Genomic DNA, 26,932 nt, shown 5'->3' on the forward strand with positions numbered 1-26,932 from the left:
CTGTAACGGGCTGCTTTTTTTTAAGCTTCAAACGATTTGAGGACGGCGGCCGTTAATATCTCAACGCCAGTAAAGATGGCGCTTCGGTCAAATGTCATATGCGGATGGTGAAGTCCCGGCTCCAGACCGCATCCCAGGCCGAGCATCGTCGTTTTCAAGTTCGGCACCTTTAACCCGTAAAAATGAAAATCCTCTCCACCGGTTGTCACAAGAGGTTCATCCACATGTTCTTCTCCGAGAATGCCGCTTATCGCAGATGCCATGATGGCTTCCGCCTCCTTGTTTCGCTCGGCTGCCGGGAGGCTGTGTTCTTTTTGCAGTTCAATTTTTGCGCCGAATGCGGCAGCAGCCGCTTCGCAGGCTCTTTCGGTTTCGGCGGTTAATTTCTCCATGGCGGCATTGGTCTGTGCGCGGAGATCAAGGCTGAACGATGCTTTTCCCGGAATGATATTGGAACTCTCTCCGCCTGCCTGAAGCTTTGTCATCTTCACGGAATGCGGGATGCCGGGATCAAGATGAATGAAGCTGAGTTTTTGGACGAGAAGAGCGGCGATTTCGATACTGTTAAGGCCGAGATGCGGTCTCGCGCCGTGGGCTTCTTCTCCGATAATCAGGCCGTCAATATGCTGGCTTGAGTCATGCAGAATGGACGGTGCGCATCGGCCGTTTGCCGTTTCCTGTACGGGGCGCACGTGCACGCCGTATAAGAAGTCAACATCATCCAGTACGCCTTTTTCAATCATTTTCAGCGCTCCGCCGCCTTTTTCTTCCGCCGGCTGAAAAATAAAGCGGATGGTGCCCTTCGGAAGTTTCGGCTGACTCTTTAAAAGCGTCATCGTGCCGAGCGCCATCGTCATATGTGAATCATGTCCGCATGAATGGTTCGCCTGAAAGACACCGTCCACTTCCTGCCACAGCGCGTCAATATCCGCCCGGACAGCCACAACGGGCGAGCCTTCTCCGATTTCGCCGACAACACCGGTACAATCATCAAACGTGCGGGTCCGGCAGCCGGTCTCTTTCAGTTTTTCAGTCAGATATTCAGTTGTTTGATATTCTTTCCAGCTTACTTCGGGATTGGCGTGCAGGTGGTCAAAAATATCCATAATGACTTGCTTCTCATGCTCTGTGAGTCTGTTCATGCCGTAAGTCCTCCTTCAAAAGCTGTCTGTTTTTTATTTTTGATATTGAAAACAGGCAATCGGTCTGTATATAATATAGCACACATATCTGTATTTTCTGAATAGTTTATAAATTTAAAGCGGGATGGTGATGGTATGGCTGTTCCCAAGGCCGAACCTGTATTGAAAAAGAAGAAATTGTTTGTGATGCCTGATGCTTATGTGCTGCTGTTCATTGTCGCTTTACTATGCGCGATAGCGTCGTACATCGTTCCCGCGGGGGAATTTGACAGGGTGACAAAGGGCAGTGTGACGTCCGCCGTCCCGGGAAGCTATCATTCTTTAGACCAGTCTCCGGTCAGCCCGATCGCTTTTTTTACCGCGATTCAGGAAGGGATGACAAGTTCCGCGCCGATTATTTTTTTAATCCTGTTTACAGGCGGCACCATTGCGATTTTGGAGAAAACGGGCGCCATCAATGGATTGATCAGTAATGTCATCAGTACGTTCCGCACAAAACAGCTGCTGTTTATTGCGATTGTCGGATCTCTATTTTCGATCCTCGGCACAACCGGCATCGTCGTTAATTCCGTGATCGGTTTTATTCCGATCGGCCTGATTGTCGCCCGTTCGCTGAAATGGGACGCCGTGGCCGGAGCGGCCGTCATTTATATCGGCTGTTATGCCGGGTTTAACGCGACGATTTTATCACCTTCACCGCTCGGGTTATCACAAAGCATCGCGGAGCTGCCGCTGTTTTCCGGCATCGGCCTGCGGATTGCCGTCTACATTTGTTTTCTGCTATCATCTATTTTATATATTTATCGGTATACGAGAAAACTCAGAAAAGCAAAGGAAGCCAGTCTGCTGGGGAACGATTGGTTTCCGGCGGCAGGTTCACTCCCGCAGGTTTCTGAGCCGGAGGACAAGCATGTCCCGTTTACTGTCCGCCATAAACTGATTCTGGCTGTTGCGGCTTTGTCGCTTGCCGGCTTTTTATACGGCGCGCTTACTCTTGGCTGGTCTGATTCAGAGATGGCCGCTGTGTTCATTTTTATCTCAATCGTGTCCGGCCTGATTGCGGGAATGGCGGCAAATGATATCGCAAAAACGTTTATTACAGGCTGTCAGGGGCTCGTTTATGGTGCGCTGATCGTTGGAATGGCGAGAAGCATTTCCGTTATCCTGGAACATGGAAAGCTGCTTGATACGGTAGTCAATGGACTTGCGTCACTGCTGCACGGTTTCAGCCCGATGGCAGGCGCAATCGGAATGTATATTTCCAGCGCCCTGCTTCATTTTCTGATTTCATCGGGCTCAGGGGAGGCGGTCGTATTTATTCCGATCTTGGCGCCGCTTGCCGATCTGATGGGCATCACGAGACAGGTCGCGGTTGAAGCGGTCATGCTCGGAGAAGGTGTTGTAAACTGTGTCAATCCGACTTCCGGCGTGCTGATGGCCGTACTGGCTGCCAGCGGCATTCCGTACGTAAAGTGGCTTCGTTTTATGATTCGGCTGGCGCTGATTTGGTTTGTCATCGGCCTTGTGTTTATTTGCATAGGCGTCCTGATCAATTGGGGTCCTTATTAATATTTTTGTCAATGATATTTCGGTTTATCATTATGAATCGGCAAGATATAATGGGAGTTGTAAGCCATTCTTAATAGTACGGGAGGAAGTCATGAATCAGCGTCGGAACGGACTTTCAAACGTGAATGGAAAGAGTGAGAGTGTGAAAGAGAAAGAACGAATGATTTGGTCAGAAGTCGGAATGCTTGTGGGCACACTGTCTTTGCTTGACATCATCGTACGCGGACTTGTTCTGAACTGTCCGTTTAGGGAATGGGCCGGAAGCTTGGCGGTTTTCTTCATTATAATTGTTTATTATTGTATCAGGGCGGGAGCGTCGGGAATGCTCATGCCGAGAATAGACACCAAAGAAGAACTGAAAAAGCGGGTGAAGCAGCAGCGGATAGATTCAATTGCAGTCACTTTTGCGGCAGCGGCGCTTACGATGTACGACAGGGGGTTTCCCCATACATTCTTTGCTTGGCTGAAAATGATCTTTCTTTTTATCGTCTGCGGAGGCATTCTGTTTCTGCTTCGGTATGTCATTGTGAAGCTGTCTTACAGAAGAGCGATAAAAGAAATAAAAAAGAAATCATCTTGATGGTGGTTTCTTTTTTTGTTTATAAGAGAAAAGTCTTTTTATTTGATAGGAATAAAGATTTGAATTCACTCTGCCGCGTTGCTTTGATAGAGAGTGTGTGATAAGTTCAAATGTAAGTGTTAACAGAATTCTCCAGTCTTCACAACAATTGAAAGGAGGAAGCTGAAGAAAGAGTAAGAGGAATTTTTGACTCCGCAGTCAGTCTTCAAAAATCAAATAAGGAGTGTCAAAAATGTTTAAAAAACGATTCAAAACCTCTTTACTGCCGTTATTCGCCGGATTTTTATTGCTGTTTCATTTGGTTTTGTCAGGCCCGGCGGCTGCAAACGCTGAAACTGCACACAAATCGAATGAGGTGACCGATTCATCGGTCAAAAACGGGACCATCCTTCATGCATGGAATTGGTCATTCAATACGTTAACAGAAAATATGAAAGAGATTCGTGATGCGGGTTATGCAGCTATTCAGACGTCTCCGATTAACCAAGTAAAGGAAGGGAACCAAGGAGATAAAAGCATGTCGAACTGGTACTTGCTCTATCAGCCGACATCGTACCAAATCGGCAACCGTTACTTAGGAACTGAACAAGAATTTAAGGACATGTGTGCAGCCGCGGAAAAGTATGGCGTAAAAGTCATTGTCGATGCGGTTGTCAATCATACCACCAGCGATTATGGCGCGATTTCTGACGAGATTAAGAGTCTTCCAAACTGGACCCATGGAAACACACAAATTAAAAATTGGTCGGACCGATGGGACATCACTCAAAATGCATTGCTTGGGCTGTATGATTGGAATACTCAGAATACTGAGGTGCAAGCCTACCTGAAAGGTTTCTTGGAAAGAGCATTGAATGACGGAGCAGACGGGTTCCGCTATGATGCCGCCAAGCATATAGAGCTTCCGGATGATGGGAATTACGGCAGCCAATTTTGGCCGAATATCACAAATACATCGGCGGAGTTCCAATACGGAGAAATCCTGCAAGACAGCGCGTCCAGAGATACTGCTTATGCGAATTATATGAATGTGACGGCTTCTAACTATGGGCATTCCATCAGATCCGCTTTAAAGAATCGTAATCTGAGTGTGTCGAATATCTCCCATTATGCATTTGATGTGTCTGCGGACAAGTTAGTCACATGGGTGGAATCACATGATACGTATGCCAATGATGATGAAGAGTCCACATGGATGAGTGATGACGATATTCGTTTAGGCTGGGCAGTGATTGGTTCCCGCTCAGGAAGCACGCCTCTTTTCTTTTCCAGACCTGAGGGCGGAGGAAATGGTGTAAGATTTCCCGGAAAAAGTCAAATAGGAGATCGCGGGAGCGCCTTATTTAAAGACCAGGCGATCACTGCGGTCAATCAATTTCACAATGAAATGGCCGGGCAGCCTGAGGAACTCTCAAATCCGAATGGCAACAATCAAATATTTATGAATCAGCGCGGCTCAAAAGGCGTTGTGCTGGCAAATGCAGGATCGTCTTCTGTCACCATCAATACTTCAACGAAATTACCTGACGGCAGGTATGATAATAGGGCCGGCGCCGGTTCATTTCAAGTAGCGAACGGCAAACTGACAGGTACGATCAATGCCAGATCCGCGGCTGTTCTTTGTCCTGATGATATTGGAAATGCGCCTCATGTCTTTCTTGAGAATTACTAAACAGAGGCAGTCCATTCTTTCAATGATCAGCTGACGGTCACCCTGCGTGCAAATGCGAAAACAACAAAAGCCGTTTACCAAATCAATAATGGGCAGCAGACAGCATTTAAGGATGGAGACCGATTAACGATCGGGAAAGAAGATCCAATCGGCACGACATACAACGTCAAGTTAACCGGAACGAACGGCGAGGGTGCATCGAGAACCCAAGAATACACGTTTGTCAAAAAAGACCCGTCCCAAACCAACATCATTGGCTATCAAAATCCGGATCATTGGGGCAATGTAAATGCTTATATTTACAAACATGATGGAGGCGGGGCCATAGAATTAACCGGATCGTGGCCGGGGAAAGCCATGACTAAGAATGCAGATGGAATTTACACACTGACGCTGCCTGCGAATGCGGATACGGCCGACGCCAAAGTGATTTTTAACAATGGCAGCGCCCAAGTGCCCGGACAGAACCATCCCGGCTTTGATTATGTGCAGAATGGTTTATATAACAACTCTGGTTTGAATGGTTATCTTCCGCATTAATGAATAGAGACATCATCACATCAAACCCTTGCTTCTGTTAGGAAATCAATCACGCTGAAAAGATGACAACACCCTAAAACGGTTCCGTTTTAGGGTGTTGTCAACAATCTGGAAACCATCACCGGTATTTTTTTGTCCAAAAATCAAACTTTTCTCTTGCAAAAGTTTGTGAAGTGTTGCACAATATAAATGTGAAATACTTCACAAGATAAAAACAGACACCACGAAACACTGGAGGATGAGCATACATGATGAACGAACGAGTGAACAAAGTAGCATTAATCGGAGCAGGTTTTGTTGGAAGCAGTTATGCATTTGCGTTAATTAACCAAGGGATCACAGATGAGCTTGTGATCATTGATGTAAATAGAGAAAAAGCCATGGGAGATGTCATGGATTTAAATCACGGAAAGGCATTTGCGCCTCATCCGGTCAAAACGTCTTACGGCACATATGAGGATTGCAAGGATGCCGATATCGTGTGCATCTGTGCAGGGGCCAATCAAAAACCGGGCGAAACGAGACTTGAGCTGGTCGAAAAAAATCTCGCCATTTTTAAAAGCATTGTCGGTGAAGTAATGGCAAGCGGATTTGACGGCATCTTCCTCGTTGCCACAAACCCGGTCGACATTCTCACTTATGCGACATGGACATTCAGCGGGCTTCCGAAAGAACGTGTCATCGGCAGCGGCACGACACTGGATTCTGCGCGATTCCGTTATATGCTGAGTGAATACTTCGGAGCCGCTCCGCAAAACGTACACGCCCACATTATCGGCGAGCACGGCGATACCGAGCTTCCTGTATGGAGTCACGCCAATATCGGCGGAGTGCCGGTGCAGCAATTGCTGGAGAAAAATGCAGCTTACAAACAGGACGAGCTGGATCAGATCGTTGACGATGTGAAAAACGCGGCCTACCATATTATCGAGAAAAAAGGCGCGACATATTACGGAGTGGCGATGAGCCTCGCCCGCATCACAAAAGCGATTTTGCGTAATGAAAACAGCATTTTAACCGTCAGCACATATCTGGACGGCCAATACGGTGTAAACGACGTCTTTATCGGCGTTCCGGCCGTCGTCAATCGGAACGGCATCGCAGGTGTGACGGAACTTGAGCTGAATGAAACAGAACAGGCTCAATTCAGCCGCAGCGCAAACGTGCTGAAAGATATTCTCGCTCCGCATTTCGCAGAGTAAACAAAAAAGCAGTACATGACAAACGCCATGTACTGCTTTTTTTAATTCGCTTTTTTCGCCATTTCCTGAGAGGTTTTTACTCTCGCTTTTCCCATAAACAAAATGGTAACGGCGGCAATGACGATCGGCGCCAGCGCAAGCGTAAATACATATGTGATGCTTTGCGACATGGCGTCAATAATGCGATCCAGAATGTGCGGCGGAATATGAGCGCGCGTGCCTGCCTGGAAAATCTCCTGCGGATTTCCGATGTTCTGCATCGCGCCGCCCGCTCCTTTCATGCCGCTGAATGAATCTGTGAGCTTATTGGTAAACACATTCGTCTGGATGGTTCCGAAAATCGTCACACCGAGTGTCATGCCGAATGATCTCAAAAACGAGTTTGTTGAGTTGGCGCTTCCGCGGTAACGCGGCTCCAGATCGTTCATGGACGCAGCCGGCAGCAGTGAGAAGTTGAAGCCGACGCCGAATCCTGAGATCAGCATGAATACCGTCAGCATCGTACGCGCCGTATCCGGTGTCATATTGGAAAGCAGCAGCATTCCGATAAAGAAAGCGACCACGGAAATCAGCATTAAATTGCGGAACCGCACTTTCGTCTGGAAAATTCCGCCGATCATACTTCCGATAACAGAACCGATCATCATCGGCGTCAAAATAAAGCCCGCGCTTGTCGCGGTGCTTCCGTACACAGCCTGAACGAAGATCGGGATAAACACCGCTAAAATGACGAACGTGGCTCCGTAAAGGAACGCCAGAATCTGTGCCGTAGCAAATAAACGGTTTTTAAACATCCAAAATGAGATAATCGGTTCTTCCGCTTTTCTTTCCACAATAAAAAAGGCGATAAAGAACACGGCGAACACAGCGAACAGACCGATGATCTGCACGGAGTTCCAATCATACGTTTTTCCGCCGAGCTCAAGAGCGAACATCAGACCGACAATGGAAACCACCAGCGTGATTGCGCCGGCCCAGTCGATTTTCTGCTTCTTGTGTTCAAGGGACTCTTTATAATAACGCAGAATGAAAAACAATGATAAAATACCGATCGGCACGTTGATGTAAAACACCCAGTGCCAGCTGATGGAGTCGGTAATGAGCGCGCCTAAAAGCGGCCCGAGAACGCTGGACAGGCCGAAAACGGCACCGAACATGCCCGACATTTTTCCGCGTTTTTCCGGCGGAAATAAATCAAAAATGATCGTGAAGGCGATCGGCATCAGCGCGCCTCCGCCGATTCCCTGAATGACGCGGTAAATAATGAGCTGATCCATTGTTTGGGCGATTCCGCATAATGCAGATCCGATTAAGAAAAGAATAAGACCGAATAAAAAGAAACGCTTGCGTCCGTACATATCGGACAGTTTTCCGTAAATCGGCATACCGGCCATAACGGCTACCATGTATGATGCCGTCACCCACGCGAACTTATCGAAACTTCCGAGGTCCGCCACGATATTTCCCATCGCAGTGGCAACGATTGTATTATCCATAGCCGACATTAAAATGCCCAGCAAAAGACCGATGACGACAAACTTCGTCGAGGCGTCCTTCGCGGCTGTTTGTTCCATGCTTTTTCCTCCTACTTACTTTTGATCATTAAATTTGCTATGATCATATTAGATTTGCCGAAAATTATCTTGATCGTCAAGATAAATTGATTTTATAGGGAGGCCTGTCAGTTGTCAACAAGAAATACCAGAAGCGAGACGGAGGAAACCGCCATACAGTTATTCCGGAAGATGGCCACAAGGACGATCCTTTTTCATCAGGCGGCCGCTCAATCTCTCGGTCTGTTTCCGACCGATTTGAAATCAGCTGATATCTTAAATGAAGCAGGCCCGATGACCGCAGGCGAGCTTGGGAAAAAAACCGGCCTCAGCACAGGTTCGGTAACGGCGCTCATTGACCGGCTCGAAAAAGCGGGATATGTCATGAGGAAAAAAGACCCCGAAGACAAACGGCGGGTGATCATCGTGCCGCTGACAGCAGGAAAAGCGAATGTGAAGCAATTGTTCAGCTCCTTATCCCAGTCTACGATCAGCCTTTGCCGGCAATATAAAGAAGAAGAACTGCAGCTGATATTCGATTTTTTAGGAAAAGCGACGGACATGATGGAAGACGAGCTTGAGAAATTAAAATAATGTATCATAGCACGGCCCATTCATGAATAACTTGTACAAGTTGCATGAATGAGGGGGAAGCCAATGAACATCTTTTTAAGCTACATCGTTCTCGGGCTGTCATTGTCAGCACCTGTCGGACCGGTCAATGCGGCGCAAATTGACAAAGGCATCAAAAACGGCTTTTGGCATGCATGGATTTTCGGTCTTGGCGCCATGGCCGCGGACGGGCTGTATATGATTCTGATCTATTTCGGGCTGTCTCAATTTTTGACGGCACCTTTCGTTAAAACGTTTTTGTGGCTCTTCGGTTTTTTCGTGCTGACCTATACGGGAGTCGAAACGTTAAAAAATATAAGGGAAGCCATGAATGTCAGAAGCGGAAAAGGAAAACCGGCTTTTTACAAAACATTCGGCGCGGGTTTTTTTATTTCTCTTTCCAATCCGCTGAGCATTTTATTCTGGCTCGGCATATACGGGAGCATTCTCGCCAAAACCGCTGAATCCTTCGATGCAAATCAGCTTTTGATTTACAGCTCCGGCATTCTTCTCGGCATTTTGATCTGGGAGTTCTGCATGGCGGTCGCCGCGAGCACTTTCAGAAATCTCCTTCATGAAAAAGCGCTCCGCTGGCTGACGGGAGCGGCGGGTGTGTCTTTGATCGTTTTCGGGTTTTATTTCGGATGGCAGGGGATTCAAATGCTCATCTCATAAATAGAAGAGTCACCCATCGCCTATCTCCATCATAACGTATCCTGACGATACTGGAGGTGGGCTGATGGCAAGCGAGCTGTACACAAAAAGTTGCCTTGAGGAAAAGTTATTGGATCTGCCAAATTGGCAGAGAGTCGCTTTTGAGCTTCTATCAGAAAAAGTAGGTGATAAAGCGGACGCGTTTCCGTGCATTCCGGGACGTCAGGGATTTTTGACAGATCAGCTCCGGATATCCTTTGCGGGTGATCCCCGCGAAGAGGGAACCCCGGAGGAAGTGGGGATGCTGCTGTCCGAGTACGGAAAGATCTCAAGGAATACCGGAAAATACGCGTCGCTGCTTGTGATTTTTGATACGCCTGAGGATTTAGCTGAGCATTATTCCGTTGAGGCGTATGAAGAACTGTTCTGGTCTTTTTTAAACCGGCTGAGCGGCTGCGACCCGAAAGACTGGCCGGAAGACATACCGGAGGACCCTGAACATTATAAATGGGAGTTCTGCTTTGACGGCGAGCCGTATTTTATTCTGTGCGCGACGCCTGCGCATGAAGCGAGACAAAGCAGAAGCTTCCCGTTTTTTATGCTGGCGTTTCAGCCGAGATGGGTTTTCGAAGGATTAAATGATTCAACCGCGTTCGGACGAAACATGAGCCGGCTGATCAGAAAACGCTTAGAGGCGTATGATGAAGCCCCTCTTCATCCCCGATTGGGGTGGTACGGAGGAAAAGACAATTTAGAATGGAAGCAATATTTCCTCCGTGATGATGAGACGCAAGTGTCAAAGTGTCCCTTTTCTTATTTGAAAAGACTGTTTAAACCGACGAAATAAGCTATGATCCGGCAGGGCTGTGTCCCTGCTTTTTTTTGTACGATCCATGTCACGATCGCAATGACGGCGAGAAAACAAAGGCTGACCAGAAAACCGGGCCGGCTCGATTTCTCAAACAGCGTCCCGGAGACGGCCGCGACAATCAGCGCAAGGGCGATAACAATCTGTACGGTTCCCATCTTTGTCGTTTCAAACAGTTTCTTGCCCGAGAACAAAATGAACAGCCACGTATAAAGAAGCATCAGGCCCGCCGCAGTTGTCATGTGTTCGTATATATTTTTCGGCAGCACCAATGACAGGATGATGGAGACGATGAGTCCGGCAAACGTCAATCCGAGCGCAGGCCAGCAGATTTTTTTGTTTTCCTTTAATCTGAAGCATTTCGGCGCATCTCCGTCATCTGCCATCGTACAAAGCAATGTCGTCACGGCAAACAGCGAGGCGACGAGCGTGGAAAATCCCGCAATAATAAAAATCCCGTTAAAAATATCAAGAATGATATCTAAATGAAAACCCTTCAGCGATGTAATAAACGGGCTGTCCTGTTCGGTGAATTTGCCCAGCGGCACTAACAGCAGCGCCAGGCCGAGAGAAATGACGTAAATCACCGCAAGAACGGCAAGCATCAGCCGGCCTGATTTTGAGGCTTCCTCCGGCTTTTTTAAATGCACGGTCATCAGCCCCAAGACTTCAATTCCTCCGAAGGCGTAAAACGCATAAATCAGTCCCGTCCATAACCCCATCGCTCCGTGCGGGAACAAATCCTTAGATTCGTTCGGCACCTGCACATCCGGTTTATGAGAAAATATACCGCACAGCGCCAATATGGCGATCACGATAAACATAAAAATCGCCGCTGTCTTGACAACAGCGAGCACATTTTCCGTTTTTTGAAAAACGGACAGCCCCGTAAATATAATCAAAAGACCGAGCACCGCATAGATGGAGGCGAAAATCCACAGCGGCACATTCGGAAACCAATGCTTCGTAAACAGCGAGATCGCTGTCAGCTGGCTTCCCGTGATCAGCATCTCGGACGACCAGTACACCCATCCGTTGCTGAAACCGGCCCAAGTGCCGAAAGCCTTTCTCGCATAAGCGCAAAAAGACCCCTTTTCGGGCTGTTTGGCCGAAAGCTTCGCGAGCTGCTCAAAGACAAAATAGGTGCCAAGCCCGGCAATAAGAAATGAGATCAGCGCGGAATATCCGCTTTTGACAATAGCGATGCTGGACCCGAGAAAAAAGCCCGTCCCGATTGTGCAGCCGACGCCGATTAAGGAGAGCTGCCACCAAGCGAGATTTCCTTTAGGCTGGTCCTGTGATTTACCCATGAAGTTCAACCCCTTTATCAAAGCTTAGATTGCGGCCGTCAGAAGGGGAATATACATCCAATAAATTGCTTTACATGAAACAAACGGCCGAAGTTCATAATAGAAGAAAAAAAGGAGCAGTCTGATGACACAGCAATTTATTGTACCGCCGAAAAAAGGGCTCGGCCTGAAGGTTCACAAAGGGCAGATTATAAAAGTAGTCGATGTGGAAGGACAGCAGGTGGCTGACTTCACGGCGTATCATGCCAAGGACTTTTATGAACATCTTGATCAGGGCGCGACGATTGATGCCAACCAGTCCATTCATGTAAAAACGGGTGATCATATTTATTCGAATTTATACAAGCCGATGCTGACGCTGATTGAGGATACAGTCGGCAAGCATGACCTGCTGCTTCCCGCCTGCCGTCCGGATATGAACAGGCTTTTATACGGAAAGCATAAAGACGAGCTCCAGGATACGTGCTATGACAATATGAGCGGGGCGCTTGAACCGTTCGGGGTGCCGCGGCCGCATATGCATTACCCATTTGCCATCTTTATGAACACGGTGCTCGATGAGAAGGGGAACTTATCAGTCGAAACGCCTCTTTCTGACGCGGGTGATTATGTACGGCTCCGTGCGGAAATGGATCTCGTCGTGGCGTTTTCATCCTGTCCGATTGAAAAAGGAAAATGCAACGGAGACAGCATCACGGCGCTGCGGGTGGAAATCAGCTGATCCCGGTGTATTTGATTCACTTAAAATCTGCACCTGTGCTATATTTAACAGAGAGTCGTACATAGTGGCATGATTCATTTTCAGCATGAACGGGAAATGGATCATAAAGAAACAATGCAGGAGGAGTGATTGGGATGAGCATCCAGAAACAAATTATGAATGATCTCCATGTAAAGCCCTCAATTGATCCGAAACAAGAAATTGAGGACAGAGTGAACTTTCTGAAACAATATTTGAAAAAAACAGGTGCCAAAGGCTTTGTGCTCGGCATCAGCGGGGGGCAGGATTCCACGCTTGCGGGACGCCTCGCCCAATTGGCGGCTGAAAGCATCAGAGAAGAAGGCGGAAACGCTGAATTTATCGCCGTCCGTCTTCCGCACGGCACACAGCAGGATGAGGATGACGCCCAATTGGCGCTCAAATTCATTAAACCTGATAAATCATGGACATTTGATATTAAGTCCGCTGTCAGCGCGTTCGCTGATCAGTACAAAAAAGACACGGGAGATCAGCTGTCTGACTTTAACAAAGGAAATGTAAAGGCCAGAATGAGAATGATCGCTCAATATGCCATCGGCGGACAAGAGGGGCTGCTTGTCATCGGAACCGACCATGCGGCCGAGGCGGTGACCGGTTTCTTCACGAAATACGGTGACGGCGGAGCTGATCTGCTGCCGCTGACCGGATTAACGAAACGCCAGGGCAGACGTTTATTAGAAGAACTCGGCGCGCCGGAGCGCCTGTATTTGAAATTACCGACGGCCGATCTGCTCGATGAAAAACCGCAGCAGACTGATGAGACCGAACTCGGCATCACATACAATGACATTGATGATTATTTAGAAGGAAAGGACGTTTCTTCCGAAGTGATTGAGGCGCTGGAAAAACGCTATCTCAGTACGGAGCATAAGCGCCAGGTGCCGGCATCGATGTTTGATGATTGGTGGAAATAGAATGAAAAAAGGGGCTGGGACAAAACCCACCTCTAAGACGAAAAAAACGGTGAAATTTTACGACGAGTAAACTTTCACCGTTTTTGATTATTTTACAATAAAAAATAAGGACAACTTCTGATAAAATTAAGTTACCATACAAAATCTAATCAGAAAGAAGTGTCCTTATGTTTAAAGATTATACCATGAATCAAATCGTTTTGCCTTTAGATTTAGAAGTAAAGTTACAAAATAATGATATTGCCTACCATGTCCATCATTTAGTGGAAAGTATCCCTCAAGAAGCGTTTGAACCATTTCTTCGAAATGAAGGTTGTCCTGCCTATCATCCACGCATGATGCTTAAAATTATTCTATGTGCCTACACTCAATCTGTCTTTTCAGGGCGTAAAATAGAGGCCCTATTAAAAGACAGTATCCGTATGATGTGGTTAGCTCAAGGGTATGAACCAAGCTACCGTACAATTAACCGATTTCGTGTTCAACCAGTAGTGAAAGATTTAATCCGTCAATGTTTCATCCAATTTCGCTGCCAATTGATTGAAGAAAAACTGATCGATCAAGAAGCGATATTTATCGATGGTACAAAGATTGAAGCGAATGCGAATAAATTTACGTTTGTCTGGAAGAAAGCGATTGAGAAATTTCATCAGCGTTTAATTGATAAGTCAAACCAGTTGTACAATGAGTTGCTTGAGAACGAAATCATACCCCAAATGGAACGGGAAAGTGATGAACAGCTATCATTTGGAGAGCTCACTCAAATGGTTCAAAAAGTAGACGAAGTAGTGACCGAATATGATAAACAAATAGAAGCATCTTCAGACGTTACGGAACGAAAAGCCTTACGAAGGGAACGAAAATACCCGAAACAAGTGCGTAAACAGTTGATTGATTTTATCCTAAGAAAACGGAAGTACCAACAGGATCTTAAAATCTTTGGACCACGTAATAGCTATTCTAAAACAGATCTAGATGCGACATTTATGCGAATGAAAGATGATTATATGAAAAACGGGCAATTGAAAGCTGGTTACAATGTACAAATCGCAACGGAAGGTCAATATGCGCTTGCTTATAGTCTATTTCCAAACCCAACAGATACACGTACGTTAATTCCATTTTTAGATGAGATCGAGCAACATTATTTCGAGTTACCGAAACATATAGTTGCAGATGCAGGTTATGGTAGTGAACAAAACTTTAGTGATATTCTCTCAAACAGAAACCGAGAAGCACTGATAACATATAACATGTTTTTGAAGGAACAAAAGAAAAAGTACAAACAAAATACATTTAATCCTGATAACTGGGTATATGATCAAGAAACCGATACATATACGTGCCCTAATCAGAAACGTTTAGAATTTCAATATCATTCTGTCCGAACGGACGCTACAGGTTTCCAAAGGAGTTTCAAAGTCTACGAGTGCGAAGACTGTTCAGGATGCCCATTCCGTTCATCATGTACCAAGGCAAAAGAAGGAAACAATCGAAAACTAATGGTGAACAAAAAATGGGAACAGCAAAAAGAATATGTGAGAGCGAAGCTTTCAGAAGAGAAAACGAGTGCCATCTATCGAAAACGTAAAACCGATGTGGAACCAGTTTTTGGATTCTTGAAGGCTAATTTGCGTTTCACTCGATTTTCTGTACGAGGAAAATCGAAGGTAGCAAACGAAATGGGTCTCGCATTAATGGCAGTGAATTTAAGAAAATTCACTGCCAACTTCTAAGGTAATAGAAGAATTTATACATAAAAATAAAGAAAGATGAATTTGAGTACCCCCAAATTCACCTTTCTCATTATTTGAAGCTAGTTTTGTCCCAGCCACTTTTTGTTTATCTCATTTTTATTTATCTACACTTTCATAAATCCCTACCCAATACCCTTTGCTGCTGTCGTAGTATTTGCTTTTGAAAATCCATTTTGTCCCATCTAAAACGAAAGAAGCAGCGAAGTTGCCGTTAGGGCTTTGAACGAGTTTGATGGCATTAATGCCGGCATCTGCTTTCGTTGAGATTGGGCTATTTTCCGCGGATGCGGATGCTGTTGGTGATGCGGCAAAGGCAGGAGCGGCAGACATCAGTAAGGCAAGAGACAGCGCAGAACCGGTTAACACTTTTTTGAATTTCATTTCGAGCACTCCCATTTCAAATGAAATGTATTGCAATGTTAATAATTAGATGATTATCCATAAAATCCCTCCTATGTTTCTAAAATTTTTTTCTTCATTTGAAAAAACATCCCTTCAGAGGGGCTTTTTATTTATTGATCCATTTGCATGGATCAGGGACATGTTTTCAAAACGTTTTTTTATTTGATACGGATATGATTCAGCTTCACCATCAATCTGTCGTTGAATCTTCGAAGGCTGCCTCTCGAATCAGGCTCAAGAGGCAGATTTGCTTGGGCAGCGATCGTTTCTGCGGCCTGCTGAATAGACATTTGGTCTGTATGGAGATGTTCTGTGAAGAGGCTATCAGACAGGCTGTTGATGCAGCGGTCGATTTGTTTTGCGGCCCAGGAGTTTTTTCCTTCCGCTCTGGTACGCAGGCGTTTCAGCAATGTTTCCTTTGAAGCCAGCAGGGTAAAGTGGTGAATGGTCCGGCCATCCTGTCTCAGCCTGCTGATCATGTCATGGAAGTATTGATCGTTCGTAATGGTCATGGGCACAATGATGATGCCCTGATATGTATCTGACAAATAGGAAAGCATGCTGTAATTGAATTCCCGCCACAGAGGGTAGCTTTGAAAGTCATCTTCAGCGATATCCGGCGGTATCATCGAACGCATCGCAAACCCCATCTTTTCAGGATCATATATGTAAGACGGTTTCAGTCTTCTGTGCAGTTCAAACGCTGTTTGTGTTTTTCCGGAACCGAAAGCCCCATTTATCCAAATGATCATCATGATATCCCCCTTTTTCTATATGATACAAAAAAAGACCCTTCGATCGAAGAGTCAGCGGGAAAAAACAGACGTATATTCGCGGAGCGATTCCTTTATATGCGTAAAGGCATGTTCCCCAAAATACTCAAGAGAAACAAAACCGTCATATTGTCTGTTCATCAGCTCTTTTAAAAATGCTTTTTGATCGAGATCTCCTTGAAAAATCGGAGTTGGCTTGCTGAGATACCAGTTGTCAAAATTCCAGTGATAGTTTTTCAGATGAATGTGGCTGACGGTATGATACAGTTTTTCCAAAGCGGACATTTGGTCAACGTGATTGACGTGTAGGTTGGAGCCGTCAAAAATGGTGCGGACCCGCGGATGTCCGACATCCTCCAAAAATGCCAGCGCCGCCTCCGGTGTATCCGCGTACGTATCGTAATGAATCTCAAGCCCGATATTGACTTCATAGTCATCTGCGAGCCGTGCCGCCTGCTGAAATTGATCAACCGCACGTTGCCACTTTTCCGGTGACGTCCGGTGCGAAGGAAGATTGCCGGCAAAGACTCTGATCAAGGGACTGTGCAGCTGTCGTGCCGCGCTTAATGCCCTTTGAACATCCTTTAACGCCTGCCTTTCATCCTGAGTGGCGAAGTCAGTGTACAAACTGACGGCAGGCACCCCGATGCCTTCCTCCTGAAGCTGCTGATAAAGCCTGTCGAGCGGGCCGATTTCCTCTATATATTGTTTAGCGTGTCCGTACCACAGTTCGATTCCCTCAAAGGAGTGCTCCTTCGCGAAAGAAATGATGTCAAAAATATGCTTTTTCTTAAATCCTGTTGTGCAAAAACTCAGTTTCATCGGTAATCCTCCCGTAACTGTCTATCATATGTGTACTTTTTCCCCGGGTGCGATACGGATAAACAGGTGAAAAGGGCAGACACTTTTTTATAAGCGGGGTGTGTCTGCATCAGGTCAGTGCGGCACACAAATTGTTTAACGCTTTTTTGCGTCAAAGTATTAAATAATTAACCGAAGTGTTGTACAATTAATTTCATTCGAGTAAGGGGGGAGAAGCCATTGAAAAAAGAAACGGAGCTGAGGGCCTTCAGTCCCGTCCGCAATAAACCGACTCGCGCTCGTTATGTGATATTGGTTCTTTTGTTTTTTATCACTGCGATTAATTATATAGACCGAGCCAGTGTATCTATTGTCGGCCCATCCATTCAACATTCGCTGAACCTAAGCCCCGCGCTTTTGGGCATCGTTTTTTCTGCGTTCAGCTGGACCTATACGGGGATGCAGATTCCAGGCGGGCTCATTTTGGATAAATTCGGGTCAAAACGGACATACGGAATTTCTTTATTTGTGTGGTCGGTTTTTACCGGAGTACAAGCTTTTGCGACAAGTTTCGGGTTTCTATTCGGCTGCCGCCTGCTCATCGGCATAGCTGAATCGCCGGCGTTTCCGGCAAACAACCGGATTGTCACGACATGGTTTCCAAGGAGGGAACGCGCCTTTGCGACGGGTGTTTATACGGCGGGGGAATATGTCGGGCTGGCGTTTGCCACACCGGTTTTATTCTGGGTGTTAACGGCATTTGACTGGCGCGCCGTATTTATTTCCTCAGGGGTGCTCGGAATTGTTTTCTCCATTTTCTGGTTTAAAATGTATCACGAGCCGAACGGGTATCGGAAAGTGAATCGTGAGGAGCTTGATTATATTAAAGAAGGCGGCGGACTGACTGAGGTGTCTGATGCAGCCGGCAGGATATCGTGGGCGGATTTCGTCCAGCTGCTAAAATACCGCAAGCTTGTCGGATTGTATATCGGCCAATTCGCCGTAGCCTCCACGCTGTTCTTCTTTTTGACATGGTTTCCGACTTATCTGGCGGAGGCAAAGCACATGGCTTTCTTAAAAGTCGGCTTCGCCGCATCAATCCCGTATATCGCCGCTTTTTTCGGCGTATTGTTCGGCGGGTATTGGTCTGACGGCATGATGAAACGGGGGGTGTCGGTGAACGTTGCCCGGAAAACGCCCGTCATCCTCGGTCTTCTGCTGACAGGCTCCATCGTGCTTGCGAATGTTACGGATTCTGCTCCCGCGGTTTTGACGATCTTGTCCATTGCTTCTTTTGCGCAGGGCATGTCCAATATATCCTGGACGATGCTGAGTGAGGTCGCGCCAAGCGAAACAATCGGATTGGCAGGGGGCGTCTTTAGCTTTTTCGCCAATATGGCCGGCATTATCACCCCGCTTCTCATCGGGTTTATCGTTTCTGCGACCGGTTCATATAACGGAGCGATTCTGTTTGTCGGCGCTGTCGCATTTATCGGGGCATTTTCTTATATTTTCATTGTCGGAAAGGTGGAACGCATTACGCTCCGATAGAAAGAAAAACTCATCTCTTCTTATAAAGGATGGGTTTTCTTTCATTGCATTATCTCTATATTTCAATATTGAGTTATCATATAATAAACATAACTTTTTCATTTCTTAGGAGGATTTCGCCGAAGATGAACGCAAAACGTGCCATTCCCGTAAGAGAAAGAAATATCGTACTGATCGGATTCATGGGTGTCGGAAAGACAACAATCGGCCAGCTGGTCGCTAAGAAATTATACAGAGACTTCATTGATATTGATCTGCAGATTGAGAAAGATTTCAATATGTCCATCCCTGAAATGTTTGAGAAAAAAGGTGAAGCCTTTTTCCGTCAGACTGAAAAGGACTATATATTAGATATCTGCCGCAATACGAAATTCAAGATCGTGTCGCTTGGGGGCGGTTCGTTTAAACAAGAGGAAATCAGACAGTGCTGCCTTGAAAACTGCCTCGTGCTCCATCTTGATTTATCATGGGAGAATTGGAAGCAGCGGGCTGATCTGCTGATTGAAAGCCGTCCCGTTCTGCATAACCGTTCCATGGATGAAATGCAGCAGCTCTTTAACGAACGCCAAAGCATCTATGATAAACATAATTCAAAAGTGGCGACGGATAATCTGGAACCAGAAGAAATCGCCGATTATATCGTAGAAACGTTAAAAATCGGCTGGGACCTGTATCAGCCGATGTAAAAAGAGCCGTGACGCTGTGAGCGCACGGCTTTTTTGTTTTTAAACAAACGTTTATTAAAATGTTTAGAAAATGAGTGTAAAATCGTGTTAAGATAGAGTCAGAAAATTAAATCTTATAAAACAAAGGAGAATAATCGGATATGCAATTATACGACTTGCCGCTCGACCAACTGCAAACCTATAAACCAAATAAAACCGCTCCTCATGACTTTTCGGATTTTTGGGCATCATCATTACATGAGCTTGCAAAGGAAGAGGCAAAGCCTGAATTGAAGGCTGAAAGCTACCCGGCTGACGGCGTGAAAGTATTCCGGCTGACATACCGAAGCTTCGGCAAGGCGGAAATTGAGGGATGGTACGCCGTTCCCGACCGGCAAGGACCGCATCCGGCCATCGTGAAATATCACGGCTATAACGCGAGCTATGACGGGGATATACATGACATCGTAAATTGGGCGCTTCACGGATATGCCGCGTTCGGCATGCTTGTCCGCGGTCAGCACAGCAGCACAGATACAAGCGTCTCACCGCACGGACACGTTCCCGGCTGGATGACGAAAGGGATTTTAGATAAAGATACATATTATTACCGAGGCGTGTACTTAGACGCCGTCCGGGCTTTGGAAGTCATCAGCGGCTTTGATGAAGTGGATGAAACGAGGATCGCCGTCATCGGCGGGAGCCAGGGAGGCGGACTTTCAATCGCCGCGGCGGCACTATCTGACATTCCGAGAGCGGTTGCGGCCGATTATCCTTATTTAAGCAATTTTGAGCGGGCCATTGATGTCGCTCTTGATGAGCCGTATCTTGAGATTAACTCCTTTTTCAGAAAGAACGGCAGCCCTGAAACGGAGAAGGCCGCGATGAGTACACTGGCCTATTTTGATATCATGAATCTGGCGGACCGCGTAAAGGTTCCGGTGCTCATGTCCATCGGGCTGATTGACCGCGTGACCCCGCCGTCGACGGTGTTTGCCGCTTACAATCATCTGGAAACGGAAAAAGAATTGAAGGTTTACCGGTATTTCGGACATGAATACATACCTTCTTTCCATACGGAAAAGCTGGCCTTTCTGAAAGCGCATCTGAAAGGCTGACAGCAGCGAAAAGCCCAAGTAATTGGGCTTTTTTCAGGAATGATCACGGAAAAGGACGGATACAGATGGAACAAAGGATCATCGAAGAATTAAAACGAATTGAAGCACAGCACGGCGTCAAGGTGCTTTACGCCGTAGAATCAGGGAGCCGCGCATGGGGATTTCCGTCAAGAGACAGCGACTACGATGTGCGGTTTCTCTATGTGCCGAAAAAAGAATGGTACTTTTCGATCGAACCGCATAGGGATGTCATAGAAGAGCCGATTCATGACATGCTTGACATCAGCGGCTGGGAACTGAGAAAAGCGCTTAGGCTTTATAAAAAATCAAATCCGCCTCTTTTGGAATGGCTCTCTTCTGAGATGATCTATTATGAAGCTTTCTCAGCGGCTGAAAAGCTTCGAAAACTGAAAATCCGCGCCTTTTCGCCTGAAGCCGGCATCTATCATTATCTCAATATGGCAAAACGGAATGAAAAAACGGAATTGCGGGGCAGTGAAGTGAAGATTAAAAAGTATTTTTATGTTCTGCGTCCTCTCCTTGCCTGCAGATGGATTGAAACGTTCGGCTCCGTACCGCCGATGTCATTTCCCGTACTGGCCGATGCCTTATTGACGGATGAAGCGCTCATTTCTGAAATCAATACACTGCTTACAAGGAAAAAAAGCGGTCAGGAGCTGGCTCCGGAACCGAGAAATACGATGATTCATGCGTTTATAGAAGAAGAAATAGAACGCATCGGGCACTATGTCAAAACGATCAAAACGCCGAAACCTGACATAACGGAGGAACTGAATCGGCTATTGATTCAGACCGTCGAAGAGGCGTGGGGGGAAAAAGGCGGAAATTGACGATTGCCGTCATTTCCGTCCGCCTTTTTTCGGCATAATCCGCCTGCTATCTAAGAAGCTGATTGTGGTAAAACCACAAAAATTTATCAGAATCTTTGTATTTTTAGAATATTGTGAGAGGATGTTTTGTCCATTTACAATAGACTCATACAAATACTTCTTAGATTGCGGGGTGTTAAGGTTGGAAGTGATTACAAGAGATTTTTTCTTATTTTTATCCAAGAGCAGCTTTCTCAATAAGATGGCGCGAAGCTGGGGAAGCCGTGTGGCAGCCGGCAAAATCATCGGAGGAATGGATTTCCGCAGTTCTATCCCGACAATCCGACATTTGAACAGCCAGGGGCTGTCAGTTACTGTCGATCATTTGGGGGAATTTGTCAACAGCGGTGATGTCGCGAAAGAACGCACCGAGGAGTGCATGCAGACCATCGCCTTAATCGCTGATGAACAGCTGAATTCCCAAGTGTCATTAAAAATGACGTCTTTAGGTCTTGATATAGATCTCGATCTCGTCTATGAAAATATGACGAAAATCCTCCAAACGGCTGAAAAACATAAAGTCATGGTGACGATTGACATGGAAGATGAAACGAGATGCCAGAAGACGCTGGATATCTTTAAAGACTTCCGGAGCCGGTATGAATATGTTAGCACCGTGGTGCAGGCTTATCTATACAGAACGGAGAAGGATCTTGATGACCTCAGCCCGCTGAATCCGTTTCTGCGGCTTGTCAAAGGGGCCTATAAAGAATCGGAAAAGGTGGCCTATCCTGAAAAAAGCGACGTCGATGAAAATTATAAAAGACTCATCCGCAAACAGCTTTTAGAAGGACATTATACGGCAGTTGCCACGCATGATGACAAAATGATCGAGTTTACAAAACAGCTTGCCAAAGAGCACGGCATTCCAAACGACCGTTTTGAGTTTCAGATGCTGTACGGCATGCGCTCGCAAACCCAGCTCAGCTTGGTGGAAGAAGGATACCGCATGAGAGTCTACCTGCCTTACGGGGATGACTGGTACGGCTATTTCATGAGACGGCTCGCCGAACGCCCCTCAAACATCGCATTCGCCTTTAAAGGGATGACTAAGAAGTAAAAAAGGGAGAGATGACAATGACTACACCTTATAAACACGAACCATTCACGAATTTCCAAGATCAATCGAACGTTGAAGAATTTAAGAAAGCGCTTGCGACGGTAAATGAGTATCTGAGAAAAGATTATCCGCTCGTCATCAACGGTGAAAAGGTAGAGACGGAAGCGAAAATCGTTTCAATCAATCCGGCTGATAAAGAAGAAGTCGTCGGAAAAGTGTCAAAGGCGTCCCAGGAGCACGCTGAGCAAGCGATTGAAGCAGCTGCGAAAGCGTTCGAAGAGTGGAGATACACCTCCCCTGAAGAAAGAGCGGCCGTTTTGTTCCGCGCAGCTGCCAAAGTCCGCCGCAGAAAGCACGAATTCTCCGCCCTGCTCGTCAAGGAAGCGGGAAAACCTTGGAACGAAGCTGATGCGGATACGGCGGAAGCCATCGACTTTATGGAATACTACGCGCGCCAAATGGTTGAATTGGCAAAAGGCAAGCCGGTCAACAGCCGCGAAGGCGAGAAGAACCAATATGTCTACACACCGACCGGCGTAACGGTCGTCATTCCCCCATGGAACTTCCTCTTTGCGATTATGGCGGGAACGACGGTGGCACCGATCGTAACGGGCAACACGGTCGTTCTTAAACCGGCAAGCGCGACACCGGTCATCGCGGCGAAATTCGTAGAAGTGCTTGAGGAATCAGGTCTTCCGAAGGGCGTTGTCAACTTTGTGCCGGGAAGCGGAGCGGAAGTGGGAGACTACCTCGTCGATCACCCGAAAACAAGCATCATTACGTTTACGGGATCACGTGAAGTCGGTACGAGAATTTTCGAACGTGCGGCGAAAGTGCAGCCGGGACAGCAGCATCTGAAACGCGTCATTGCAGAAATGGGCGGTAAAGATACAGTTGTCGTTGATGAAGATGCGGACATTGAATTGGCGGCTCAATCCATCTTTACATCAGCATTCGGCTTCGCGGGACAAAAATGTTCTGCAGGTTCACGTGCAGTTGTCCATGAAAAAGTGTATGATCAAGTATTAGAGCGCGTCATCGAAATCACTGAATCAAAAGTGACGGCAAGCCCTGACAGCGCTGACGTGTATATGGGACCTGTCATCGACCAAGGTTCTTACGACAAGATCATGAGCTACATTGAAATCGGAAAAGAAGAAGGCCGTTTAGTAAGCGGCGGCACCGGAGATGATTCAAAAGGCTACTTTATTAAGCCGACGATCTTCGCTGACCTTGATCCGAAAGCCAGACTCATGCAGGAAGAAATTTTCGGGCCTGTCGTGGCATTTTCTAAAGTGTCAAACTTTGATGAAGCTTTAGAAGTGGCAAATAATACTGAATATGGTCTGACAGGCGCGGTCATTACAAACAACCGCAAACATATTGAACGGGCGAAACAGGAATTCCATGTCGGCAACCTGTACTTCAACCGCAATTGTACGGGAGCGATTGTCGGCTACCATCCGTTCGGAGGCTTCAAAATGTCCGGCACTGATTCAAAAGCGGGCGGCCCGGATTATTTGGCCCTCCACATGCAGGCGAAAACAATCAGTGAAATGTTTTAAGAGGGACTGAATGGACATCCTCCTCGCGGGGGGTGTCCATTTCACCATAAACATATAAAGCGGAGGAGGAAATGCCATAGCAAACATTCAGTTGATTATTTCCATTTGTATTTATATGGCGGGCATGCTGTTTATCGGTTATTTCGCCTACAGACGGACGTCAAATCTGACGGATTACATGCTCGGGGGGCGTTCTTTAGGCCCTGCCGTCACAGCGCTCAGCGCGGGAGCGGCGGATATGAGCGGGTGGCTCTTGATGGGGCTTCCGGGTGCTATGTTCTCGACAGGATTAAGCGGCGCTTGGATTGTGCTCGGGCTTGTGCTCGGGGCGTGGGCGAACTGGCTTTTCGTGGCGCCGAGACTGAGAACGTATACCGAAAAAGCGGGGAATTCCATCACCATTCCGGGTTTCCTTGAAAACCGTTTCGGTGATCATACGAAGCTTCTCAGACTGTTTTCGGGTCTTGTCATTCTCGTCTTTTTCACATTTTACGTATCATCCGGCATGGTCTCAGGAGGCGTCTTATTCAACAGCATTTTAGGGTTGAATTACCACACGGGGCTGTGGGTCGTGACAGGCGTCGTTGTCGCCTACACCTTGTTCGGGGGCTTTTTGGCGGTAAGCTGGACGGACTTTGTCCAAGGGATCATTATGTTTGCGGCGCTTATTCTTGTGCCGATTGTGACGATTTTCCATACGGGCGGCCCGGGAGAAACCGTTGCCGATATCCGTTCAGTCAACCCGGAACTGTTTAACATGTTCAAAGGGACGACCGTCCTTGGCATTATTTCTTTATTTGCGTGGGGGCTCGGCTATTTCGGGCAGCCGCATATTATTGTGCGCTTTATGGCGATCACATCTGTGAAAGAAATCAAACGCGCCAGACGGATCGGAATGGGATGGATGATTTTGTCTGCACTAGGCGCGCTGTTTACGGGTCTTGCGGGAATCGCGTATTACCACCAGCACGGACTGAAGCTGGCTGATCCGGAAACCATTTTTATTCAGCTCGGCAACATTCTGTTCCACCCGATTATTACGGGATTTCTCATTTCTGCGATTTTAGCGGCAATTATGAGTACGATTTCGTCTCAGCTGCTCGTTACGTCCAGTTCTTTAGTAGAGGATTTGTATAAGTCCATGTTCAGGCGTTCGGCTTCTGATAAGGAACTCGTATTTCTGGGGAGAATGGCAGTGCTTGCGGTGTCAATCATCGCTTTGGTGCTCGCCTGGGAGAAAAACAACACGATACTTGGTCTTGTCAGCTATGCATGGGCGGGATTCGGCGCGTCATTCGGGCCGGTCGTACTGCTCAGTTTATTTTGGAAACGGATGACGAAATGGGGGGCACTCGCCGGCATGATTGCGGGAGCGATTACCGTAATCATTTGGGCGAATGCCGGTCTTTCAGACTTTTTGTACGAAATCATTCCGGGCTTTGCTGTAAGCCTTGCCGCTGTATTTGTCGTCAGCTTATTGACACAGGCTCCGTCAAAAGATGTCACAGATCAGTTTCATGAGTACCGTGATACACTTTCTCAATAAAAGCAAGGAACGAGAGGAAGAAGGGACCGCCCTTTTTCCTCTTTTCACGATACAGGCTTTCGGATCATTCCGTTTTGGGAATATGTGAATTTTTTTCTATACAAAAAGTCACCCCGCAGAGTATGATAAAGATAAAAAGAGCATAGGAGAAATAGGTATGGAAGAGCTTTTAGAGAGAGTTTTTTCATTTACGGACATTGATAAATTAATTGATTTCATCAGTTATGAATTGCAGAAGCCCGTTATTCTGGAAAGCGCGGATTTCTTTTTGCTTGCCTATAATTCTTATTACATTAATCACTTCGACTCCGCCAACCAGCAGACGATATTTTCAAAAAAATGCCCCGTGCAGATTTTTGAAAGGTTTCTGAAGGACGGGGTGATCGAAAAGCTGAAAACCGTTCCTGAACCGTTCCGTGTCGAAAAAATAGACAGTATCGGACTGAATCAGAGAGTGGTTGTAAGCGCAAAACATAAAGGGGAAGTGATGGGCTACATCTGGATTCAGGAGCTCGACCGAAACTTGACGGACGAGGAGCTCGATTTTTTATATGAAACTTCATTCCATGTCGGAAAAATCATCTATAAAACGAACCGGCTGAAACAGGAAAAAGAAGAGAGAGCGGAAGACCTGGTGAAACGGGCGATCTTTCAGCAATTCTCCTCTGAAAAGGAGTTCAGGCGGGAAGCGGAAAAGATGAACGCCGTGCTGCCGTCGGTTTTTTCAGTAGTCGTCCTGCACGCCGCAAATGGGGATGGGGAGGCAGTCGAAGATGTGAAGGAAAACATCAAATCGTACTTGAATTTGCGGGATAAAGTCAGTCACGTCTTAACCATTGATTCCAATATTGTCATCGTCGTCGCAAGCTTCTCGCAAAAAAGCTCCGGCACTTCGGCAGCATCTGAATTCATCCACAAACTGCTGACTCATTTTCACTTTCAGAAGATCCCCACTCCCATCTATATCGGAATCGGCAATGAATACAGCAGCATCCTGAAGCTCGGCAAAAGTTATATAGAGGCCCTTGAAGTCATAAAGGCCGCCGAAATTACCGGAAACCAGGAAAATATCCCGTACGAATACAGTAAGCTCGGGATTTACCGCTATCTTGAAAGCATCGAAGAAAAAAACGCCTCACTGGAATATGTAAACAATGATTTAGCGTTATTAAAAGCCAAAGACAGAGAAAGCAGTACAGAACTGCTGAAAACGTTAGAAATCTATCTCCTCAATAACTGCAAAACAAAACCAGCCGCAGAACAGCTTTTTATTCATCAAAACACATTGAACTACCGTATCAAACAGATTCTTGACATGACATCAATTAATTTAAACGACTTCAGGACAAGGTGCCAGCTGTATCTCGATATTATGCTGATGAAAAAGAGATAAAAAAGAAACCAGTCGCCGTACTGGTTTCAGTTTTA

General features: G+C 46.5%; 23 protein-coding genes and 1 pseudogene. 18 read left to right on the forward strand and 6 right to left on the reverse strand.

Going from position 1 to position 26,932, the window contains the following annotated elements; all coding sequences use genetic code 11:
* Positions 1-20 precede the first annotated feature (20 nt).
* Positions 21-1,142 carry a M20 peptidase aminoacylase family protein gene (locus NYE50_RS01580; RefSeq protein ID WP_224988824.1) on the reverse strand — a complete coding sequence of 374 codons (1,122 nt, stop codon included), beginning with the start codon at positions 1,140-1,142 and terminating at the stop codon, positions 21-23.
* A 135-nt stretch (positions 1,143-1,277) separates the two neighbouring features.
* On the opposite strand from NYE50_RS01580, the gene NYE50_RS01585 reads away from it, so the two are divergent.
* The 4 genes and pseudogenes from NYE50_RS01585 to NYE50_RS01600 all read left to right on the forward strand — a co-directional run bounded on the left by NYE50_RS01585 (position 1,278) and on the right by NYE50_RS01600 (position 6,705).
* Complete coding sequence (locus NYE50_RS01585) at positions 1,278-2,711, forward strand: YfcC family protein (protein WP_224988827.1); 1,434 nt, start codon at positions 1,278-1,280, stop codon at positions 2,709-2,711.
* 91 nt (positions 2,712-2,802) lie between these two features.
* Entirely contained in the window at positions 2,803-3,291 is a 489-nt protein-coding gene (locus NYE50_RS01590; RefSeq protein WP_014416849.1) for a DUF6773 family protein, read from the forward strand.
* Between the two features lie 232 nt (positions 3,292-3,523).
* A pseudogene (amyE, locus tag NYE50_RS01595) lies at positions 3,524-5,503 on the forward strand (alpha-amylase).
* A gap of 248 nt (positions 5,504-5,751) precedes the next feature.
* On the forward strand, positions 5,752-6,705 hold the full coding sequence (locus tag NYE50_RS01600; RefSeq protein WP_014416851.1) for an L-lactate dehydrogenase: 954 nt from the start codon (positions 5,752-5,754) through the stop codon (positions 6,703-6,705).
* Between the two features lie 41 nt (positions 6,706-6,746).
* On the opposite strand, the gene NYE50_RS01605 is transcribed toward NYE50_RS01600, so the two are convergent.
* Positions 6,747-8,279: an MDR family MFS transporter gene (locus tag NYE50_RS01605; RefSeq protein WP_003156627.1), complete on the reverse strand. Its 1,533-nt coding sequence runs from the start codon at positions 8,277-8,279 to the stop codon at positions 6,747-6,749.
* A gap of 111 nt (positions 8,280-8,390) precedes the next feature.
* On the opposite strand from NYE50_RS01605, the gene NYE50_RS01610 reads away from it, so the two are divergent.
* The 3 genes from NYE50_RS01610 to NYE50_RS01620 all read left to right on the forward strand — a co-directional run bounded on the left by NYE50_RS01610 (position 8,391) and on the right by NYE50_RS01620 (position 10,371).
* A complete protein-coding gene (locus NYE50_RS01610; protein WP_032872770.1) occupies positions 8,391-8,852 on the forward strand; it encodes a MarR family transcriptional regulator in 462 nt (153 codons plus the stop codon).
* A 63-nt stretch (positions 8,853-8,915) separates the two neighbouring features.
* On the forward strand, positions 8,916-9,545 hold the full coding sequence (locus NYE50_RS01615; protein ID WP_172869365.1) for a LysE family translocator: 630 nt from the start codon (positions 8,916-8,918) through the stop codon (positions 9,543-9,545).
* 64 nt (positions 9,546-9,609) lie between these two features.
* A complete protein-coding gene (locus NYE50_RS01620; RefSeq protein ID WP_038456905.1) occupies positions 9,610-10,371 on the forward strand; it encodes a YqcI/YcgG family protein in 762 nt (253 codons plus the stop codon).
* Here the strand turns inward: NYE50_RS01620 and NYE50_RS01625 are convergent.
* The gene (locus NYE50_RS01625) at positions 10,338-11,702 is read right to left on the reverse strand and encodes an amino acid permease (protein WP_224988829.1); all 1,365 of its coding nucleotides are present in this window, start codon (positions 11,700-11,702) and stop codon (positions 10,338-10,340) included. The two genes, NYE50_RS01620 and NYE50_RS01625, sit on opposite strands and share 34 nt — an antisense overlap.
* 124 nt (positions 11,703-11,826) lie before the next feature.
* On the opposite strand from NYE50_RS01625, the gene NYE50_RS01630 reads away from it, so the two are divergent.
* From NYE50_RS01630 to NYE50_RS01640, 3 genes are all read left to right on the forward strand, one after another.
* Positions 11,827-12,423 (forward strand): DUF1989 domain-containing protein, encoded by a 597-nt coding sequence (locus tag NYE50_RS01630; RefSeq protein ID WP_011996295.1) that lies wholly within the window; start codon positions 11,827-11,829, stop codon positions 12,421-12,423.
* A gap of 134 nt (positions 12,424-12,557) precedes the next feature.
* Complete coding sequence (gene nadE, locus NYE50_RS01635; RefSeq protein WP_007409061.1) at positions 12,558-13,376, forward strand: ammonia-dependent NAD(+) synthetase; 819 nt, start codon at positions 12,558-12,560, stop codon at positions 13,374-13,376.
* Positions 13,377-13,543: 167 nt separating this feature from the next.
* Positions 13,544-15,112 (forward strand): IS1182 family transposase, encoded by a 1,569-nt coding sequence (locus tag NYE50_RS01640; RefSeq protein WP_340762868.1) that lies wholly within the window; start codon positions 13,544-13,546, stop codon positions 15,110-15,112.
* A 117-nt stretch (positions 15,113-15,229) separates the two neighbouring features.
* Here NYE50_RS01640 and NYE50_RS01645 read toward each other — a convergent pair whose 3' ends face one another.
* From NYE50_RS01645 to NYE50_RS01655, 3 genes are all read right to left on the reverse strand, one after another.
* Positions 15,230-15,514, reverse strand: coding sequence for an antimicrobial peptide LCI (locus tag NYE50_RS01645; RefSeq protein WP_007409062.1), 285 nt, complete (start codon positions 15,512-15,514; stop codon positions 15,230-15,232).
* 179 nt (positions 15,515-15,693) lie between these two features.
* The gene (gene tmrB, locus NYE50_RS01650; protein WP_224988783.1) at positions 15,694-16,287 is read right to left on the reverse strand and encodes a tunicamycin resistance ATP-binding TmrB; all 594 of its coding nucleotides are present in this window, start codon (positions 16,285-16,287) and stop codon (positions 15,694-15,696) included.
* A gap of 54 nt (positions 16,288-16,341) precedes the next feature.
* Entirely contained in the window at positions 16,342-17,130 is a 789-nt protein-coding gene (locus NYE50_RS01655) for a sugar phosphate isomerase/epimerase family protein (RefSeq protein WP_224988779.1), read from the reverse strand.
* A 219-nt stretch (positions 17,131-17,349) separates the two neighbouring features.
* On the opposite strand from NYE50_RS01655, the gene NYE50_RS01660 reads away from it, so the two are divergent.
* From NYE50_RS01660 to NYE50_RS01695, 8 genes are all read left to right on the forward strand, one after another.
* Positions 17,350-18,660 carry an MFS transporter gene (locus NYE50_RS01660; RefSeq protein WP_127070165.1) on the forward strand — a complete coding sequence of 437 codons (1,311 nt, stop codon included), beginning with the start codon at positions 17,350-17,352 and terminating at the stop codon, positions 18,658-18,660.
* Between the two features lie 125 nt (positions 18,661-18,785).
* Positions 18,786-19,346 (forward strand): shikimate kinase, encoded by a 561-nt coding sequence (locus tag NYE50_RS01665; RefSeq protein ID WP_003156609.1) that lies wholly within the window; start codon positions 18,786-18,788, stop codon positions 19,344-19,346.
* A gap of 140 nt (positions 19,347-19,486) precedes the next feature.
* Entirely contained in the window at positions 19,487-20,443 is a 957-nt protein-coding gene (gene cah / locus NYE50_RS01670; RefSeq protein WP_095061466.1) for a cephalosporin C deacetylase, read from the forward strand.
* 65 nt (positions 20,444-20,508) lie between these two features.
* On the forward strand, positions 20,509-21,294 hold the full coding sequence (locus tag NYE50_RS01675) for a nucleotidyltransferase domain-containing protein (RefSeq protein ID WP_159353753.1): 786 nt from the start codon (positions 20,509-20,511) through the stop codon (positions 21,292-21,294).
* A 187-nt stretch (positions 21,295-21,481) separates the two neighbouring features.
* A complete protein-coding gene (locus NYE50_RS01680; RefSeq protein ID WP_159354690.1) occupies positions 21,482-22,393 on the forward strand; it encodes a proline dehydrogenase family protein in 912 nt (303 codons plus the stop codon).
* A gap of 17 nt (positions 22,394-22,410) precedes the next feature.
* Positions 22,411-23,958, forward strand: a complete 1,548-nt coding sequence (pruA, locus tag NYE50_RS01685) for an L-glutamate gamma-semialdehyde dehydrogenase (protein WP_224988778.1) — start codon at positions 22,411-22,413, stop codon at positions 23,956-23,958.
* Between the two features lie 91 nt (positions 23,959-24,049).
* The gene (gene putP / locus NYE50_RS01690) at positions 24,050-25,504 is read left to right on the forward strand and encodes a sodium/proline symporter PutP (protein ID WP_023356697.1); all 1,455 of its coding nucleotides are present in this window, start codon (positions 24,050-24,052) and stop codon (positions 25,502-25,504) included.
* A 157-nt stretch (positions 25,505-25,661) separates the two neighbouring features.
* Positions 25,662-26,897, forward strand: coding sequence for a PucR family transcriptional regulator (locus NYE50_RS01695; protein ID WP_021494194.1), 1,236 nt, complete (start codon positions 25,662-25,664; stop codon positions 26,895-26,897).
* The last annotated feature ends 35 nt before the right edge of the window (positions 26,898-26,932 follow it).

Origin of the sequence: Bacillus sp. EU55 (genome assembly GCF_038005925.1) — a bacterium.
In the GTDB taxonomy this organism is placed as follows: domain Bacteria; phylum Bacillota; class Bacilli; order Bacillales; family Bacillaceae; genus Bacillus; species Bacillus velezensis.